Origin of the sequence: Roseicyclus mahoneyensis (genome assembly GCF_003148775.1) — a bacterium.
Classification (GTDB): Bacteria; Pseudomonadota; Alphaproteobacteria; order Rhodobacterales; family Rhodobacteraceae; genus Roseicyclus; species Roseicyclus mahoneyensis.
The window spans coordinates 144,166-160,720 of record NZ_QGGW01000006.1 but is presented as its reverse complement, the minus strand read 5'-3'; the positions used below and the strand labels follow the sequence as shown (position 1 = coordinate 160,720).

General features: G+C 67.5%; 15 protein-coding genes. 10 read left to right on the top strand and 5 right to left on the bottom strand.

Annotated features, from left to right (window positions below):
• Window positions 1–35 precede the first annotated feature (35 nt).
• The 5 genes from C7455_RS13265 (at window position 36) to C7455_RS13245 (ending at window position 6,930) form a co-directional block, all read left to right on the top strand.
• Window positions 36–836, top strand: a complete 801-nt coding sequence (locus C7455_RS13265; RefSeq protein WP_109668989.1) for a uracil-DNA glycosylase — start codon at window positions 36–38, stop codon at window positions 834–836.
• A complete protein-coding gene (locus C7455_RS13260) occupies window positions 833–1,453 on the top strand; it encodes a LysE family translocator (protein ID WP_109668987.1) in 621 nt (206 codons plus the stop codon). Before C7455_RS13265 ends, C7455_RS13260 begins: the two co-directional genes overlap by 4 nt.
• A complete protein-coding gene (moaB, locus tag C7455_RS13255) occupies window positions 1,450–1,992 on the top strand; it encodes a molybdenum cofactor biosynthesis protein B (RefSeq protein ID WP_109668985.1) in 543 nt (180 codons plus the stop codon). Before C7455_RS13260 ends, moaB begins: the two co-directional genes overlap by 4 nt.
• Before the next feature lie 94 nt (window positions 1,993–2,086).
• On the top strand, window positions 2,087–3,544 hold the full coding sequence (locus tag C7455_RS13250; RefSeq protein WP_109668983.1) for an efflux RND transporter periplasmic adaptor subunit: 1,458 nt from the start codon (window positions 2,087–2,089) through the stop codon (window positions 3,542–3,544).
• A 2-nt stretch (window positions 3,545–3,546) separates the two neighbouring features.
• The gene (locus tag C7455_RS13245; protein WP_109668981.1) at window positions 3,547–6,930 is read left to right on the top strand and encodes an efflux RND transporter permease subunit; all 3,384 of its coding nucleotides are present in this window, start codon (window positions 3,547–3,549) and stop codon (window positions 6,928–6,930) included.
• Between the two features lie 9 nt (window positions 6,931–6,939).
• Here the strand turns inward: C7455_RS13245 and C7455_RS13240 are convergent, their stop codons facing one another.
• Window positions 6,940–7,761 (bottom strand): protein-disulfide reductase DsbD domain-containing protein, encoded by an 822-nt coding sequence (locus C7455_RS13240; protein ID WP_109668979.1) that lies wholly within the window; start codon window positions 7,759–7,761, stop codon window positions 6,940–6,942.
• Window positions 7,762–7,880: 119 nt separating this feature from the next.
• Between C7455_RS13240 and C7455_RS13235 the strand changes: the two genes are divergently transcribed.
• Both C7455_RS13235 and C7455_RS13230 read left to right on the top strand, forming a co-directional pair.
• Window positions 7,881–8,459, top strand: a complete 579-nt coding sequence (locus tag C7455_RS13235) for a YqgE/AlgH family protein (RefSeq protein WP_109668978.1) — start codon at window positions 7,881–7,883, stop codon at window positions 8,457–8,459.
• Between the two features lie 60 nt (window positions 8,460–8,519).
• Window positions 8,520–9,155, top strand: a complete 636-nt coding sequence (locus tag C7455_RS13230; protein ID WP_109668976.1) for an NAD(P)-dependent oxidoreductase — start codon at window positions 8,520–8,522, stop codon at window positions 9,153–9,155.
• 47 nt (window positions 9,156–9,202) lie between these two features.
• Here the strand turns inward: C7455_RS13230 and C7455_RS13225 are convergent, their stop codons facing one another.
• Together C7455_RS13225 and mutY are read right to left on the bottom strand one after the other, a co-directional pair.
• Window positions 9,203–10,357, bottom strand: a complete 1,155-nt coding sequence (locus C7455_RS13225) for an alkane 1-monooxygenase (protein ID WP_425450645.1) — start codon at window positions 10,355–10,357, stop codon at window positions 9,203–9,205.
• Window positions 10,358–10,387: 30 nt separating this feature from the next.
• A complete protein-coding gene (gene mutY, locus C7455_RS13220; protein WP_109668974.1) occupies window positions 10,388–11,461 on the bottom strand; it encodes an A/G-specific adenine glycosylase in 1,074 nt (357 codons plus the stop codon).
• An 83-nt stretch (window positions 11,462–11,544) separates the two neighbouring features.
• Between mutY and C7455_RS13215 the strand changes: the two genes are divergently transcribed.
• The 3 genes from C7455_RS13215 to C7455_RS13205 are packed head-to-tail and all read left to right on the top strand — an operon-like array spanning window position 11,545 to window position 13,898.
• Window positions 11,545–12,075: a DUF721 domain-containing protein gene (locus C7455_RS13215; protein ID WP_109668973.1), complete on the top strand. Its 531-nt coding sequence runs from the start codon at window positions 11,545–11,547 to the stop codon at window positions 12,073–12,075.
• A 15-nt stretch (window positions 12,076–12,090) separates the two neighbouring features.
• Window positions 12,091–12,768, top strand: a complete 678-nt coding sequence (locus C7455_RS13210; RefSeq protein ID WP_109668971.1) for a DsbA family protein — start codon at window positions 12,091–12,093, stop codon at window positions 12,766–12,768.
• Window positions 12,765–13,898: a CaiB/BaiF CoA transferase family protein gene (locus C7455_RS13205; protein WP_109668970.1), complete on the top strand. Its 1,134-nt coding sequence runs from the start codon at window positions 12,765–12,767 to the stop codon at window positions 13,896–13,898. Before C7455_RS13210 ends, C7455_RS13205 begins: the two co-directional genes overlap by 4 nt.
• A gap of 16 nt (window positions 13,899–13,914) precedes the next feature.
• Here the strand turns inward: C7455_RS13205 and lpxK are convergent, their stop codons facing one another.
• Window positions 13,915–14,913, bottom strand: a complete 999-nt coding sequence (lpxK, locus tag C7455_RS13200) for a tetraacyldisaccharide 4'-kinase (protein WP_109668968.1) — start codon at window positions 14,911–14,913, stop codon at window positions 13,915–13,917.
• On the bottom strand, window positions 14,913–16,223 hold the full coding sequence (locus C7455_RS13195) for a 3-deoxy-D-manno-octulosonic acid transferase (RefSeq protein ID WP_245904327.1): 1,311 nt from the start codon (window positions 16,221–16,223) through the stop codon (window positions 14,913–14,915). Before C7455_RS13195 ends, lpxK begins: the two co-directional genes overlap by 1 nt.
• Between the last annotated feature and the right edge of the window lie 332 nt (window positions 16,224–16,555).

Genomic DNA, 16,555 nt, shown 5'->3' with positions numbered 1-16,555 from the left:
TCCCCTTGGCGTCCAGCGGGCATAGCCTGCGCGTCATGGATGATCTGGGCTATCACGACGCTTTGGCGATGCTGGACTGGCAGATCGAGCTGGGGGCCGATGAGGCCATCCTCGATTCGCCCGTCGACCGCTTCGCGCTGGAGGAGGCGCAGGCCGCCCCCGTGCCAGCTCCTGTCGCGCGCCCAGCGACGCCGGCTGCCGCCGCGCCTGCTGTTGCAGCCCCTGCCGTCGATGCGACCGAGCTTGCCCGCCATTCCGCCGCCAGCGCCACGGACCTTCCGTCGCTCAGGTCCGCGATGGAGGGGTTCGGCCACTGCCCGCTCAGCCAGACGGCGACGCAACTGGTCTTTGCAGACGGCAACCCGGCCGCCCGCGTGATGATCGTGGGCGAGGCGCCGGGGCGCGAGGAGGATCAGCAGGGCCGCCCCTTCGTCGGACGGGCAGGGCAGTTGCTTGACCGGATGCTGTCGGCGATCGGGCTTGACCGTGCGTCGGACGATCCGGCGAATGCCGTCTACATCACCAACATGCTGCCCTGGCGTCCGCCGCAGAACCGCGACCCTTCACCGGAAGAGCTGTCGATGCTGGGCCCCTTCGTGCGTCGTCACATCGAATTGGCCGATCCGGATATCCTCGTGCTGATGGGAAACCACGCCTGTCAGGGCCTGACGGGACGCATGGGCATAACCCGGCTGCGTGGACAATGGACCGAGGTGATGGGCCGCCCTGCGATCCCGATGTTCCACCCCGCCTATCTGCTGCGCAAACCGCCCGAAAAGGCAAAGGCATGGGCGGATCTGCTGTCGCTCAAGGCGCGGCTCAGGGATTTGCCATGATCGACCCGATCCTGTTTCTGGCCTTCATCCCCGCCGCGCTGGCGCTGAACCTGACGCCCGGCGCCGACATGATGTTTTGTTTCGCCCAAGGTGCGCGCAGCGGACCGCGTGCGGCGCTGGCGGCCTCGGCGGGTATCTCGGCGGGGGCGCTGGTGCATGTGGCGCTGGCCGGGATGGGCCTTGGCGCTTTGGTCGTGGCCTTTCCGTGGGTTTTCGGGGCGATCCGCTGGATCGGGGCGGCCTATCTCGTCTGGTTGGCGTGGAAGACGTGGCACACGCCGTTGACCGAAGGGGGCGGCCATGTGCGCCCATCGTCGCGCGCCTTTCGGGACGGCCTCATCGTCAACCTCTCGAACCCCAAGGTCATCTTGTTCATCCTGGCCCTTGTGCCGCAGTTCATCGACCCGGCCCTGCCGGTGCTGCCACAGTTCCTGGCCTGTGGCGCGGTGCTGGCTGTCGGGGGCTTTGTGGTCAACGGGCTGGTCGGCGTCTTCTCGGGCCGGATCGGGCGGGTGCTTGTGCAATCGCCCCGCGCCGAGCGGGGATTGCGTGGCGCCAGTTCCACCATCTTCGCGGCCTTGGCCGCCCGCATCGGTTGGGAGGCCATAGGCCCATGAGCCGCATCGACGAAACCCGCCCCTTTCACCCCGTCCGCATTGCCGTTCTGGCGGTGTCGGACACCCGCAGCCTTGCCGAGGACAGATCGGGCGACGTGCTGGTCGAACGTCTGACCGGGGCAGGTCATGTCCTTGCCGCCCGCCATATCCTGCGCGACGACCGCGCGGCCATCGCCGACCAGTTGCGCGTTTGGGTAGCCGACCCCGGTATCGACGTGATCCTGACCACGGGCGGGACGGGCCTTACGGGGCGCGATGTGACCGTCGAGGCCCACCGCGACGTCTACGAGAAGGAGATCGAGGCCTTCGCCACTGTCTTCACCATCGTGTCCATGGCCAAGATCGGCACCTCTGCGGTGCAGAGCCGCGCCACGGGTGGTGTGGCGGGGGGCACCTATCTGTTCGCGCTGCCCGGATCGTCGGGCGCGTGCAAGGATGCCTGGGACGAGATCCTCAAGTTCCAGCTCGATTCCCGGCACCTTCCGTGCAATTTTGTGGAGATCATGCCGCGTCTCGACGAACATCTGCGACGGAAATGACGCGGCCCTGCGTGACAGCTTGGTGACCTTGTCACTTGGACCTGTCGCGCGCTGCCTCTACCTATGGTGCAGGCACCCATTGAGGCACTGACACATGCGATTTTTCCGCCGCGCCCTCGTCGGGCTGTTCCTGCTGGCCGTGACTGTCGGCCTGTTGGCGATGGCGGGCAACACCATCTATGGCGCGCTGGAAGCACGCTGGGCCGATACAGGCACGTCCCAACCCCAGCGCGAGCGCGTGTTTTCTGCCGAAGTCATGACCGTAACCGTCGGCACCGAAACCCCGGTTCTCACGGCCTTTGGTGAAGTCCGGTCGCGCCGCACGCTGGAATTGCGCGCGCCCGCCGAGGGGACGGTGATCGAGCTGGCCGAGGGGTTCGAGGAGGGCGGCGCGGTCACGGCAGGGCAGGTGCTGATGCGCATCGACCCGGCCGAGGCGCAATCATCCCGCGACACGGCGGCTGCCGACTTGCGCGATGCCGAGAACGAACTGGCCGAGGCTGTGGCAGCGCTGGATCTGGCGCGCGACGATGTCGCGGCGGCGCAGGCGCAGGCCGCGCTCAGGCAGCGCGCGCTTGACCGGCAGGTAGATCTACTGGGTCGCGGCGTGGGAAGTGCGGCGGCGGTGGACACCGCGGAGCTGGCCGCCGCCAGCGCCGATCAGGCCGTCCTGTCGCGGCGGCAGGCGCTGGCGCAGGCCGTGGCGCGGGTGGCCCAGTCGGAAACCGCGCTGGACCGTCGCCGCATCGCGCTGTCCGAGGCGGAGCGGCAGCTGGCCCAGACCGTGCTGCGCGCGGAATTCGACGGCATCTTGTCCGAGGTGAGCGTGGTCGCAGGCCGTCTGGTCAACCGCAACGAACAGGCGGCGCGCCTGATCGACCCCGAGGCGCTGGAGGTCGCGTTCCGCATCTCGACCGCGCATTATGCGCAGCTGGTCGGCGCGGACGGCATTTTGCCAGGGGCCAGGGTTGACGTGATCCTTGATGTCTTCGGGCTCGACCTGACGGCCGAGGCGGTGTTGACGCGCGAAAGCGGCTCGGTGGAGGCAGGGCAATCGGGCCGGTTGCTCTTTGCCCGGATCGACGCGCCCCGCGGCCTTCGCGTGGGCGATTTCGTTCGGGTCGAGGTGCAGGAACCGCCGCTTGAAAACGTTGCCCGCCTGCCTGCCGCGGCGCTGGGGTCGGACGGTCAGCTTCTGGCGCTGGGGGCAGAGGATCGGCTTGAGGCGGTGGCGGTCGATCTGTTGCGCAGACAAGGCGACGATGTGCTGGTGCGCGCCCCCGACCTTGACGGGCGCGAGATTGTGCTGGCGCGCACGCCGGTTCTCGGGGCGGGCATCCGGGTGAACCCGGTGCGACCCACCGGTGAACAGGCCGCGCCCGAGCCGCAGACCATTTTCCTCGACCCGGACCGCCGCGCGCGGCTGATCGCCTATGTCGAGGGAAATGGCTTCATCCCCGCCGATGTGCGGGCGCGCATGCTCGACCAGTTGCAACAAGACGCGGTGCCGGCCCAGATGGTCACGCGCCTTGAAAGCCGGATGGGCAGCTGATCATGCGCAGCCTTCCCCCCGGCGGTGCCGGCATCCTGAGCTATTTCACCCGTCATCGCACCGCCGCAAATCTGCTGCTCGTGATGATGGTCGTGGGGGGGCTTGCCGCCATCCCGCAGATGCGGGCGCAGTTCTTCCCCGATGTGATCTCGGACGATGTCACCATAACCGTCGCATGGGACGGCGCCGGGGCCGAGGATGTCGACGAGGCCATCGTCGCCGTGCTGGAACCCGTTCTACTGGCCGTGCCCGGCGTCGCGGGGTCCGAGGCGACCAGCCGCGAGGGGCGCGCAAGCCTCAGCCTCGAATTCGACCCGGGCTGGGACATGGCGCGCGCCGCCGACGAGGTGCAGGCGGCGCTGGACGCCGTGCGGGACCTGCCCGAGGATGCCGAGGACCCCGAGATCCGGCGCGGATCATGGTCGGACCGTGTGACTGATGTGGTGATCACCGGCCCCGTCGCGCCCGAGCAATTGGGCCGGTTCGCCGATGAATTCGTCGCCCGCCTGTTCGAGGTCGGCGTGACGCGTGCCACGATCCGGGGCGTCGCCGCCCCCCAGACCGTGGTCGAAGTGCCCTCGGCCGCGCTGGTGCGCCATGACGTGTCGATGGCGGAAATCGCCGCCGTCATCGCCGCCGCAGCCTCGACCGCGCCTGCGGGCGATGTGGACGGGGCCAATGCCCGGATCCGCACCGGATCGGCGCAACGCAGCGCTGCGGAAATCGCGGCACTTACGCTGCGCAGCACTGCCGATGGGTCGACCCTGACCATCGGCGACGTGGCCCTTGTGCGCAGCGAAGGCATCGACCGGGAACGCGCCTATTTCGTGGGCGAAAGCCCGGCGATCTCGGTCCGGGTCGACCGATCCGAGGATGGCGACGCCATCGCCATTCAGGCCCTTGTCGAACAGGTTGCGGCCGCGCTGCAGACCACCTTGCCCGCGGGCACCACCATCGAGTTGATCCGCACCCAGTCCGAGGCGATCTCCGGGCGGCTCAACATCTTGCTCGACAATGCGCTGACGGGGCTGTTGCTGGTGGTGGCGCTGCTTTTTTTGTTCCTGAACGCGCGCACGGCCTTCTGGGTGGCGGCGGGGATTCCCGTGGCACTGATCGCGGCCATCGGCTTGATGTGGGTGGCGGGGCTGACGATCAACATGATCTCGCTTTTCGCGCTGATCATCACGTTGGGCATCGTGGTCGATGACGCGATCGTGGTGGGCGAACACGCCGATTATCGCGCCCGCCATCTGGGCGAAAGCCCCGTGGTGGCGGCGGAAACCGCGGCCCGCCGCATGGCAGCGCCTGTGTTCTCGGCCACGATCACCACCGTGCTGGCCTTTGCCGCGCTGACCGTAATCGGGGGGCGCTTCGGCAGCATCATCGCCGATATCCCCTTCACCGTCATCGTGGTGCTGATCGCCAGCCTCGTGGAATGCTTCCTGATCTTGCCCAACCACATGGCCCATGCCTTGGCCCATTCGGCCAAGGAACATTGGTACGACTGGCCCTCGCGCGTGGTGAATCGCGGGTTCGACTGGGTCAAGGCGCGGCTGTTCCGCCCCGCGATGCGCCTTGTCATCGCCGCGCGATACCCGGTGCTGGCGGCGATGGTGTTGATCCTTGCCACGCAGGTGGCCAGCGTCATCCGGGGCGATGTGACATGGCGGTTCTTCAACGCGCCGGAACTGTCCTCGGTCTCGGGCAATTTCGCCATGCTCGACGGTGCCACGCGCGAGGACAGCATGGCCATGGTGCGCGAGATGCAGCGCGCGACCGAAGCCGTGGCCGCCCGCTACGAGGCCGAGCATGGCGTGAACCCGCTGGTCTATGTGTTGGCCGAAGTGGGTGGCAACACAGGCCCCGGCCTGAGCGGGGTCGACAACAAGGATGCCGACCTTCTGGGCTCCATCGCCATCGAGTTGATCGACGCCGACCTTCGCCCCTATTCCGCCTTCGCCTTCGTCTCCGACCTGCAAGACGAGGTGCGCCAACTGCCGATGAGCGAGGTGGTCAGCTTCCGTGGCTTTCGCGGTGGGCCGGGCGGCGATGCGATCGACGTGCAGATCTTTGGCGCCGATACCGCGACGCTCAAGGAGGCCGCCCTGTCGCTCCAGACCCAGTTGGCGCGGTTCCCCGAGGTCTCGGGGCTGCAAGACAGCATGGCCTTCGACCGGGAGGAATTGAGCCTCATGCTGACCCCGCAGGGCGAGGCGCTGGGCTTCGACATCGGGTCGCTGGGGCGTGTGCTGCGCGACCGTCTGGGCGGGATCGAGGCCGCGACCTATCCCGACGGACCGCGCACGGCGTCGATCCGGGTGGAACTGCCCGAGGGCGAACTGACCGCCGATTTCCTTGACCGGACACTGCTTCGGTCATCCTCGGGGCAATATGTGCCGCTGGCCGATATCGTGACGGTGACCGCGCGGCAGGGGTTTTCGTCGATCCAGCGCGAAAACGGCGTGCGGCTGATCTCGGTCACGGGCGATCTGTCCGAGGATGATCCGGCGCGCGCCACCGAGATCATGGCCGAGCTGTCGCAGGTCATCATCCCGCAGATCGAGGAACGCTATGGCGTGGCCACCCGACTGTCGGGTCTGGCCGAACAGGAGCGGGAATTCCTCAGCGATGCGATGACGGGGTTCTTGCTGTGCCTGATCGGCATCTATCTTGTGCTGGCATGGGTATTCGCCAGCTGGACGCGGCCCATGGTGGTGATGGCGATCATCCCCTTCGGTCTTGTGGGCGCGATCTACGGCCATATCCTTTGGGATGTTCCGCTGTCGATGTTCACCGTGGTGGGGCTGATCGGGATGACCGGGATCATCATCAACGATTCGATCGTGCTGGTGACCACCATCGATGAATACGCCGAGGAGCGCGGGCTTATCCCGGCCATCATCGACGGGGCCAGCGACCGGCTGCGCCCGGTGCTGCTGACCACGCTGACGACCGTTCTGGGCCTTGCGCCGCTGCTTTATGAGCGGTCACAAGATGCGCAATTCCTCAAGCCAACGGTCATCACGCTGGTCTATGGTCTGGGGTTCGGGATGGTCATCGTGTTGCTGGTCGTGCCCGCCATCGTCGCCATGCAGCAGGATTTCGGCAAGCAGATCACCGCGCTGCGCCGCGCGCTGGGGTCGATGTCGCGCCAGAAGGGGGTAGCGATGGGGATCGGCGGCTTGGGTCTGGCGCTTGCTGCGCTTTTCGCGGCGAGTTTGGGAAGCGCCATCGTGACCGGGTCGATGGCCGGGCCGCTTGCGGGCATCGGGCCGGGCATGGGCGCGGCCTTTGGCGTCTTTGTCGCGGGGGCAGCACTGATCTGCGTGATCGGCTGGCTGGTCGCGGCGGGCGCCATGGCGTTCAGGCAGCGGCGCGCGGCCTGACGGCGCATCTCAGCCGGTGCAGCCGTCCAGTTCCACCGCCATCCGGCTGCCGATCACGGTGATGCGCAGGTCGGACCGGTTCAGCGCAAAGGGCCCATGGTCGGCCGGCACGATGTCTGCCGTGCCGCTGACTGTGCCGCCCTCGCGCCGGGTGACCGCTTCCGAGACCCAGATGTCGGGGTGGCGGTGTTCCACCACGATGGTCTCGTCATTGCCGGTCGGGGGCAGCGATACCGATACCGTCACCTGTAAGCCGTCGGCAATCGGCTCCACCGAACAGGTGGCGCGCCCAGCGCCCGCCTCGGTCGCGGTCAGCGGACGTTCGGACAGCGCCGCCCCTATCTCGCGCACGCGGTCGGTGCCGGGGGGCAGGAGACCCGCCAGATCCAGCGTCACCGGCATGCAGACATCTTGACAGACGCCCAGGTCGATCTGCCCCGCGATCGACACCTCGCCGGTTTCGCTCAAGGCGAATTCAACCGGCAAGATCACGTCGTCATGGTAGCCGATGGACCGCATGCCGTTGGCAAAGAACACCTGTGGGCGTGGCCAGTGGATCGCCATGCCGCTCACGCCCTGCGCCTCGGTCAGGCTGATGACCGTCGGAACCCCGCCTTCGCCCGGCGCGCGCCAATAGGTCTTCCACCCCGGCGCCAGTGTGATGCGCACGGCGGCCATGTGATTCCCGTTGGGCAGTCGCCAGCCGGGCAGGAAGGTGACCTGCACGACATCGGCGGCGGTGCGCCCTTCGAACTGCGCCAACGCAGGCGCTGCCGTCAGCGGAACGGCACAAGCGACAAGGGTGGCAAGGAGGCGGCTGCGAAAGCTCATGATTGATCGGACGTAGGCAGTTGCGCGCAGTTTGGAAAGTCACGTTTTGGCGACGCCTGCGTGACCGTGTCGCCGGTGTCGCGCTTGATTGCATCGGGGCAAAGCCCCATCCTGTGCGCATGCCCAGTGCCCCGCCCCGCGAAGACCTGACCGCCAAGCTGCTGATCGCCATGCCCGACATGGGCGACCCGCGGTTTCATGGCAGTGTGGTGTTCCTTTGTGCCCATTCCGCCGATGGGGCGATGGGGTTGATCGTGAACAAGCCCATGCGCGACGTGCGCTTTGCCGACATGCTCGACCAGCTCGACATCCAGCGCGGTGCCGCCACGCCGAATATGCCGGTCTGCTATGGCGGGCCGGTCGAACTGCGTCGTGGGTTCGTGCTGCATTCCGCCGAGTATCGCGGTCGGCAAGACGACAGGTTGGACGTCGACGCGGGCTTTGCGATGACCGCCACCATCGACGTGCTGGAGGATCTGGCCCGCGGCGCCGGGCCGGACCGTGCCCTGATGGCGCTGGGCTATGCCGGCTGGGGCCCGGGACAGATCGAGGACGAGATCGGGCAAAACGGCTGGCTGACCGCCGATGCGACGCCCGATCTGGTCTTTGGCCCAAGGATGGAAGGGAAATGGGCGGCCGCGCTGGCCTCGCTCGGCATCTCGCCGCTGACGCTGTCCTCCGAGGCGGGGCGCGCCTGACGGGCGCGTCTTGGGCCTGTCACCGCGGCGCGCTATATTCGTGTCAAAGGAGGGACCGGCATGAAGATCACGGTCATCGGCGCAAGCCGCGGCATCGGCCGCAAGGTGGTGGATCACGCCTTGTCGCGCGGTCATGGGGTGCGGGCGCTGGCCCGCGGCGCCGACACGATGGGGATCGAGGCGGACGGGTTCGAGCCTGTCGCGGGTGATGCCACCGACCCCGTGGCGCTGGCCCGCGCCGTCGCGGGGGCCGATGCGGTGATCCTGACGCTGGGCGTGCCGCGCGACCTGCGCGCGCTCAGACGCACCACGCTGTTTTCCGATGCCACCAGCGCGCTGATCCCGGTGATGGAGGCGGCAGGCGTGCGCCGCCTTCTGGCGGTCACGGGTTTTGGCGCGGGCGACAGCGCGGCCAAGCTTTCGTCGCTGGAAAAGATCCCCTTCAAGCTGTTTCTGGGCCGCGCCTATGCCGACAAGGCCCTGCAGGAGGAAATGATCCGCGCCTCAAGCCTTGACTGGACCATCGTCCGCCCCGGCATCCTGAACGACAATGCGATGAGCAAGAAATACAAGGTTTTGGTGGAGCCCGAGACATGGCGCCAGGGCATCGTCAGCCGAGCCGATGTCGCGCATTTCCTCGTTCAGGCCGCCGAGGATGGCAGCCATATCGGCAAGACGCCCGCGATTCAGCGCTGAGCGCCCCGGGCGTCGCAGAGTGTGCTTTCAGGTGCACCTTCCGCCTGTCAGCGCGGTAGAGGGTTCAGCCCCTTGTTGTAGGGGTGCCAATCTGTGATCTCGGGGTAGTAGTGCTTGCGCCACGCCTTGACGCGGGGGTTCATGACCCGTTTCCACAGGGGCGGGATCATCGCCGCGATGGTCATTACCGGGTAGCCATAGGGCAGTTGCGGGGCGTCATCCTCGGGGTGGTTTTGCAGCAGCGGGAACCGTCGGTCGGGCTTGAAGTGATGGTCGGAATGGCGCTGCAGGTTGATCAAGAGCCAGTTCGACGCCTTGTGCGCCGCGTTCCACGAATGGCGCGGCAGGACGTGTTCGTATCTGCCGTCGCCAAGATGCTTGCGGGTCAGGCCGTAATGTTCGACATAATTGGTCAGTTCCAGCTGCCAGATGGCGACGGCGGCCTGAAAGGCGAAGAGCGCGACGCCGATCCAGCCGCCCAAGGCAAATGCCAGCACAAGACAGGTGCCCTGCAGCGTCCAATAGCGCCAGAACGGGTTTGTCAGGTCGGCCCACGGCTTGCCCTTGCGCGCCAGCATGGCCTTTTCGGCGGCAAAGGCGCTGATCAGGCTTTGACGCAGGACGCGGGGGAAAAAGCGATGGAACCCCTCGTTGTAGCGCGCCGTTACCGGGTCGCGGGCGGTGCCGACATGACGGTGATGGACCAGCAGGTGTTCGGACCGGAAATGGGAATACAGAACGGTGGCCAGCAGCAGGTCGGCCAGCCAGCGTTCGAGGCGGTTTTTCTGGTGCATCAGCTCGTGGCTGTAATTGATCCCGATCGTGCCCGAGATGATGCCGACGCCGAAGAAGAGGCCGAATTTCTCGCCCATGGACAGGTGATCCGCCCGGGTCGCGTACCAGATCAGCGCAAAGATCGTGATGACCTGCAGCGGGAACCAGATCAGCGTGATCAGGCGATACCAGCGCAGGTGGCCGTCAGGTGTGGCGGGGTCGGCGTTTTCCAGCTCCAGCCCCATCACGGCATCAAGCGCGGTAAACAGCCACCATGTCGAGAGCGGCATCAACAAAAGCCACCAGCCGCCTTGTGACGCGACAAGGGCGATCAGCGGAAACAGACCCAAGGACATCCAGAACGGAGCCGCGCGATTGATGCGGGCGATCTGTGCGGCGGGGATCATCGGAGCCTCATCTTGTTGCATCTGCAAGGATGGGACGCGGGGCGCATTCGGTCAATGCTCACGCCATGCGCCTGCCGCGACGTCCCATGCCTTGCGCATCACCGTAGGCAGGCTTGCGGGCCGAAATGTGGCACGAGGGTGAAACGCGCCGCGGTCCGGTGTCGCATCGAGCGTCACCTCGGCCAAGAGCACGCGCAGGCGCAGATGGAAATGGGTGAAGGTGTGGCGCACCTCCACCCCCGCGTCGTGCCAGCGGGCCGGGACCGGCGGGTTATCCTGCGGCGCGGTCTCGGCCCAGTCGGTGCCGGGCCAGCCCAGCATGCCGCCCAGAAGCCCGCGATCGGGCCGGGTTTCAAGCAGCACGGCACCATCCGCGCGCCGCGCAAGGTAGACGATGCCCAGCCGCGTCGGCTTGGCCTGTTTCGGGGTCTTGCGCGGCAGATCGGCGGCGATGCCCAGCGCGCGGGCGCGGCACAGCGTGATCAGCGGACAGATGCCGCAGGCCGGCGAGCGTGGCGTGCAGACGGTCGCGCCAAGGTCCATCACGGCCTGCGCGTAGCAGCCGGGCCGCATTCCCGGCGTCAGCCGCTCGGCCAGCGCCTTCAGCTCGGGCTTGGCGGCGGGCAGGGGCGTTTGCACCGCGAAAAGCCGCGCCAGCACACGCTCCACATTGCCGTCCATCACGCCCGCGGGCCGGTCAAAGGCGATGGCGGCGACGGCGGCGGCCGTATAGGGGCCGATGCCGGGCAGGGTGCGCAGCCCGTCCTCGGTATCGGGAAAGATGCCGCCGTGATCTGCGGCGACCGCGCGGGCGCATTTGAGCAGGTTGCGCGCGCGGGCGTAATAGCCAAGGCCCGCCCATTCGGCCATCACCTCGGCATCTTGCGCGGCAGCCAGCGCGGTGACGGTCGGCCAGCGCGCGGTGAAGCGGTGGAAATACTCCTTCACCGCCGCCACGGTCGTTTGTTGCAGCATGATCTCGGACAGCCAGACTCGGTAGGGATCGGGGCGTTCGCCATCGGCCAGCGCCTCGGGGCCCACGCGCCATGGCAGGGCGCGGGCGTGGCGGTCATACCACGGCAGCAGGGCGGCGCTGACCGCATCGTCGGTGTCGCTGTCACGCAAGGTTTATCTGCCTTCTCACCCGGCTGTTATTGGTTATCAGCGCGTAACCGCATAGATTGCCCGCAAGGACACGAAAGCAACCCATGTCGCGCAAGCCCGCCCCATCCCAACCCGAGCCGCCCCGTCGCCGCAAGCGCGGCTTCGAGACGGCGGGCGCATTGCTGGCCGGTGCGCTCAAGGCGCCCGCCGAAAAGCGCGGATTCGGCGAGGCCAAGCTCTTGACCCATTGGCCCGAGATCGTGGGCGAGGATGTCGCGGCCATCGCGCGGCCCGTCAAGATCACCTGGGGCCGGGGTTTTGGCGGCACGCTGGTCTTGCTGACGACCGGCGCGCATGCCCCTGTCCTTGAAATGCAGAAGGACCGCATCGCCGACCGTGTAAACGCCACCTATGGCTACCGTGCGGTCGCACATGTCCACATCACTCAGACCGCCCCCACCGGCTTTGCCGAGGGGCGGGTCGCCTTTCGCCCCGCTATCCCGAAGGCCCCGCCGCCACCCGATCCCGCAAGGCTTGCCCGCGCGATGGAGGGGATGGAGGGGATCGAGGACGCGCGCCTCAAAGAGGCCCTCGCGCGTCTGGCCCGCAACGTGCTAACCCCGCGAAACACTTAAGGAGAAGACTACCCCATGGATCGCAGGACCATTCTGATGGGCGCCGGTGCCGGTGTCATGGCCGCCGGAACCTATGCGCTGCTGCGCCCGGTGGGCGCGCCCGAACTGCCGCTTCTGCCGCAAGCGGCAAATGCGCAAGGGGCGGAAGCCTCGAGCGATCTCCCCGAAGTGGTCGAGATGGTGCTGGGCAGCCCCGATGCGCCCGTCGAGGTGATCGAATACGCCTCCTTCACCTGCCCGCACTGCGCGACCTTTCATCTCAACACCTTGCCGTTGATCAAGGCAAATTACATCGAAACGGGCCTTGTCCGTCTTGTCTCGCGCGAGGTCTATTTCGACCGCTTCGGCCTGTGGGCCGGGATGGTCGCGCGCTGCGCCGGGCCGGAGCGGTATTTCGGCGTCGTCGACCTGATCTACCAGCGTCAGGACGCCTGGCGGCAGGGCGCGCCCGGAGAGGTGGCCGAAAACCTGCGCCAGATCGGGCGCATCGCGGGCCTGTCGAACGAGCAGCTTGACGCCTGCCTGACCGATGCCGCCATGGCCGAGGCGATGATTGCCAATTACGAGGCGAACATGGCCGTGCATGACATCCCCGGTACGCCGCATTTCGTCATCGACGGCACGATGCATTCCAACATGAGCTACGAGGATTTCGCGGCCATCCTCGATGAACGGGTCGCCGCCGCGCAATGACGGCACCACTTTCGGGCGTTCGCGTTCTCGAACTGGCGCGCATCCTGGCCGGCCCCTGGGCCGGTCAGACCCTTGCCGATCTGGGCGCCGAGGTCATCAAGGTCGAGGCGCCCGAGGGCGATGATACCCGCCGCTGGGGCCCCCCATTCATCGCGCGCGAGGGCGACCGGTCGGCGGCCTATTTCCATTCCTGCAACCGGGGCAAGCGGTCGGTCACGGCCGATTTCCGCACCGATGAGGGGCGCGCGCGGGTTCTGGCGCTGGCCCGCGACGCCGACGTGCTGATCGAGAATTTCAAGCTGGGCGGTCTTGCGAAATACGGGCTGGATTACGAGAGCCTGCGCGCGATCAACCCGCGGCTTGTCTATTGCTCGATCACCGGCTTCGGGCAGACCGGGCCCTATGCGCACCGGGCGGGCTATGACTACATCATTCAGGGCATGTCCGGCCTGATGTCGGTCACCGGCGCGCCCGATGGCCAGCCGCAGAAGGTGGGCGTGGCCGTCACCGACATCTTCACCGGGCTCTATGCGTCCAACGCGATTCTTGCAGCACTGCACCTGCGCCAGACCACGGGGCGGGGGCAGCATGTCGACATGAGCCTGATGGATACCGCGGTGACCGTGATGGCCAATCAGGCCATGAACTACCTTTCGACGGGGGTGGCTCCTCAGCGTCTGGGAAATGCGCATCCGAACCTTGTTCCCTATCAGGTCTTCGACTGTTCCGATGGCTGGATCATCATCGCCGTGGGCAATGACGGGCAATACCGGCGGTTCTGCGCGCTGCTGGGCCTGCTGGGTCTGGCCGAGCACCCCGACTACCTGACCAATGCCGACCGCATCGCCCATCGCGACGCGCTGACCGAGGCGCTAACATTGGCTACCCGTGCGATGACCAAGGCCGATCTACTGGCCGCTTGCGAGGCGCAGGGGGTGCCAGCCGGGCCGATCAACGATCTGGCCGAGGTGTTCGCAGACCCGCAGGTGATCGCGCGCGGCACGCGGATTGAACCGGGCGGGGTGCCCGGCGTGCGCCCACCCTTCCGGTTTTCCGATGCTGATCTGGCGCTGGAGCGACCCGCGCCGAAACTGGGGCAAGATGACGGGGCGGGCTGGTCCGAGCGTTAGGGCGTCGCGGTGCGCCCTAAGGCGTGCCCCGCGCAGCCAAAACACGATCCAACCCCGCATCCACTGGCCCCCAATCCTCCAGACGCAAGCGCACGGGCACCGTCATCACCTGTGACCTGAGCGCAGGCGGGAGTCGCACGGCGTCCTTTTCCGTCGTCACCACCTGCGCGCCCATCGCACGCGCCTCGCGCAGCATGCGGGTCATCAGCGTGTCGCTGAGCGGCTGATGATCGCTCAGCGCATGGGTGGCGCGGATATCGGCGCCCATGGCGGCGAGCGTGCGAAAGAACTTCTCCGGATGGCCGATGCCGGCAAAGGCCAGCACCTTGAGGCTCTTGATCGGCAGGCCGGTTGGCAAGGGCTCCAGCCGTCCGGTCACAAGGGGCACGGGGACAGCCGCCCCCCAGCGGTCGGCAAAGCGGGCCTGTCCGGTCTCGTCCCCGATCGACAGCACCAGATCGGCGCGCGCCAGCCCCGCGCCGACCGGTTCGCGCAAGGGACCGGCCGGGATCACGCGGCCATTGCCAAAGCCGATATGGGCATCGACCACGATCACGGACAGGTCATGGGCAAGGCCCGGGTTCTGGAAGCCGTCATCCAACACGATGACCTGCGCCCCTGCCGCCACCGCCGACCGCGCGCCCTCTGCCCGATCTTGCGCCACCCATGTCGGCAGAAAGGCCGCCAGCAACAGCGGCTCATCCCCGGTCTGGGCGGCGCTGTGGCGGCGTTCATCGACCAAGACAGGCCCGGTCAGCGACCCGCCATGGCCGCGAGACACGGCGTGTGCCGCGACCCCCCGGTCGCGCAGGCGTTCGGCGAGCGCGATCACCGCAGGCGTCTTTCCGGTGCCGCCCGCGTTCAGATTGCCCACGCAGATCACCGGCACGCCCACCCGCACCCGCGGCCCTTGCGCCAGCCTGCGCCGCGTGGCCCCGGCATAGACCGTCCCGAGCGGCGACAGCAGCGCTGACACGAAACCCGGCTCGCGATGCCAGAACCCCGGCGCGCGCATCAGCCCCTCGCCCCGCGCCCGGCCTCTGCCGCGTCCAGCATGTCCAGCAGCACCGCCTTGGCGCGTTCAGTCACATCTGCACCGGAGGAAACGACCTCCCATGCGGCATGGGCCATGGCCGCGGCCCGGTCTGGCGACAGCAGGTCATCGACCGCCTCGGCCAAAGTCTGCGGCGCCGAGACCAGCCGCGCCGCACGCGCCTCGGTCAGGCGTTGGTAGATGTCGACGAAATTCGTCACATAGGGACCGTGCAGGATGGCCGAACCAAGCGAGGCGGGTTCGAACGGGTTATGCCCGCCGATGGGTTCCCATGAGCCGCCGACAAAGCTGACGGGCGCAAGGCGATACCACAGGCCCAGCTCGCCCATCGTGTCGGCCAGATAGACCGTCGTCTCGGCCTCGGGGCCTTCGCCGATGCTGCGCCGGGTATAGGCCCAGTCGCCGGCATCGAGGAGCGCCGCGATCTCGTTGCCCCGGTCAGGGTGGCGCGGCACAAGGATCAGCAAAAGCCGGGGGTTTGTGCGGATCGCAATCCTGTGCGCCTCCAGCACCATCTCCTCCTCGCCCGGATGGGTCGAGGCCGCGACCCAGACGGGTCGCCCGCCGATCTCGGCCCGCATTGTCTCCAACTCGGCGGGCTTGACCGGAAGGGCCGCGGCTCCTTCCTTGAGGGTGCCTGTCACCTCCATCCTGTCGATCGGCAGGCCAAGGCGGCGCAGGTAGATCTCGGTCAGGCTGTCTTGAACCAGCGCGCGGTCAAAGCGCTGCAGCAGGCTGCGCGCCATGCCGCGGAGGAACCGCCAGCGGTCGTGGCTGGCCTTGGACATGCGCGCATTGAGCAAGACCATGGGGATGGCGCGCGCCTTGGTCTCGCAGATCAGGGCGGGCCATAGCTCGCTTTCCGTCCAGACCGCGACATCGGGGCGCCAGTGGTCAAGGAACCGGCGCACGAAGGGGCGCGCATCGAGAGGCAGGTATTGGTGAAAGGCGCGCTCGGGCAGGCGGTCGGCCATCACGCCGGCCGAAGTGACGGTGCCGGTCGTGACAAGGATGGAAAGGTCGCTCCGATCCTCGATCAGATGCCGGATCAGTTCCAGCAGCGCGACCGATTCGCCGACGCTCGCGGCATGGAACCAGATCAGCGGACCAACGGGGCGCGCCCGACCCGCGATGCCCCGACGCTCATCGATGCGCGCGACGTCTTCCTTGCCCTCGGCCAACCGCTCGCGCAGCTTGCGTTCCGCAAAGCCTTTCCCGCCGCGGGCCGACCACGCCAGATACAGACCAAGGGCCATCGAACGGCTCATCATGTGCTGCCCTCAGCCACGACAACCGACACCGGCCGGACCGGGCGCGCCGGTTCTGCGCGCGGCGCGGCGCGAGGCAGTCACGGCTTCGGCCCGAGGGGAGGGGTGCGGGCGCTGCGTCAAGGTCATGTCCTTTGCAAGATCAAGGGGGCGGTGCGCGCGGCACCCTAGGGAATGGCGGGGCAGCGTCAAGCAACGCGGGTAGGGACAGCCTTACTCGCACGGATCGGCCGCTGCGCCTATCGTGGAGTCAGATGCCCCGACATTCCGGGGCGTATGAGACAGGTGGTATCGTCGCCATGACCCTTCGCCTCAGCCTCGTGGCCCTGATCTCG

Excerpts from the sequence above, each read along its gene's own strand:
- C7455_RS13265 (WP_109668989.1), top strand. The coding sequence starts at position 36 with ATGGATGATCTGGGCTATCACGACGCTTTGGCGATGCTGGACTGGCAG.
- moaB (WP_109668985.1), top strand. The coding sequence starts at position 1,450 with ATGAGCCGCATCGACGAAACCCGCCCCTTTCACCCCGTCCGCATTGCC.
- C7455_RS13235 (WP_109668978.1), top strand. The coding sequence starts at position 7,881 with ATGCCCAGTGCCCCGCCCCGCGAAGACCTGACCGCCAAGCTGCTGATC.
- C7455_RS13245 (WP_109668981.1), top strand. The coding sequence starts at position 3,547 with ATGCGCAGCCTTCCCCCCGGCGGTGCCGGCATCCTGAGCTATTTCACC.
- C7455_RS13195 (WP_245904327.1), bottom strand. The coding sequence starts at position 16,223 with ATGATGAGCCGTTCGATGGCCCTTGGTCTGTATCTGGCGTGGTCGGCC.
- C7455_RS13250 (WP_109668983.1), top strand. The coding sequence starts at position 2,087 with ATGCGATTTTTCCGCCGCGCCCTCGTCGGGCTGTTCCTGCTGGCCGTG.
- C7455_RS13225 (WP_425450645.1), bottom strand. The coding sequence starts at position 10,357 with ATGCAACAAGATGAGGCTCCGATGATCCCCGCCGCACAGATCGCCCGC.
- C7455_RS13240 (WP_109668979.1), bottom strand. The coding sequence starts at position 7,761 with ATGAGCTTTCGCAGCCGCCTCCTTGCCACCCTTGTCGCTTGTGCCGTT.
- C7455_RS13260 (WP_109668987.1), top strand. The coding sequence starts at position 833 with ATGATCGACCCGATCCTGTTTCTGGCCTTCATCCCCGCCGCGCTGGCG.
- C7455_RS13205 (WP_109668970.1), top strand. The coding sequence starts at position 12,765 with ATGACGGCACCACTTTCGGGCGTTCGCGTTCTCGAACTGGCGCGCATC.
- C7455_RS13230 (WP_109668976.1), top strand. The coding sequence starts at position 8,520 with ATGAAGATCACGGTCATCGGCGCAAGCCGCGGCATCGGCCGCAAGGTG.
- C7455_RS13215 (WP_109668973.1), top strand. The coding sequence starts at position 11,545 with ATGTCGCGCAAGCCCGCCCCATCCCAACCCGAGCCGCCCCGTCGCCGC.
- C7455_RS13210 (WP_109668971.1), top strand. The coding sequence starts at position 12,091 with ATGGATCGCAGGACCATTCTGATGGGCGCCGGTGCCGGTGTCATGGCC.
- lpxK (WP_109668968.1), bottom strand. The coding sequence starts at position 14,913 with ATGCGCGCGCCGGGGTTCTGGCATCGCGAGCCGGGTTTCGTGTCAGCG.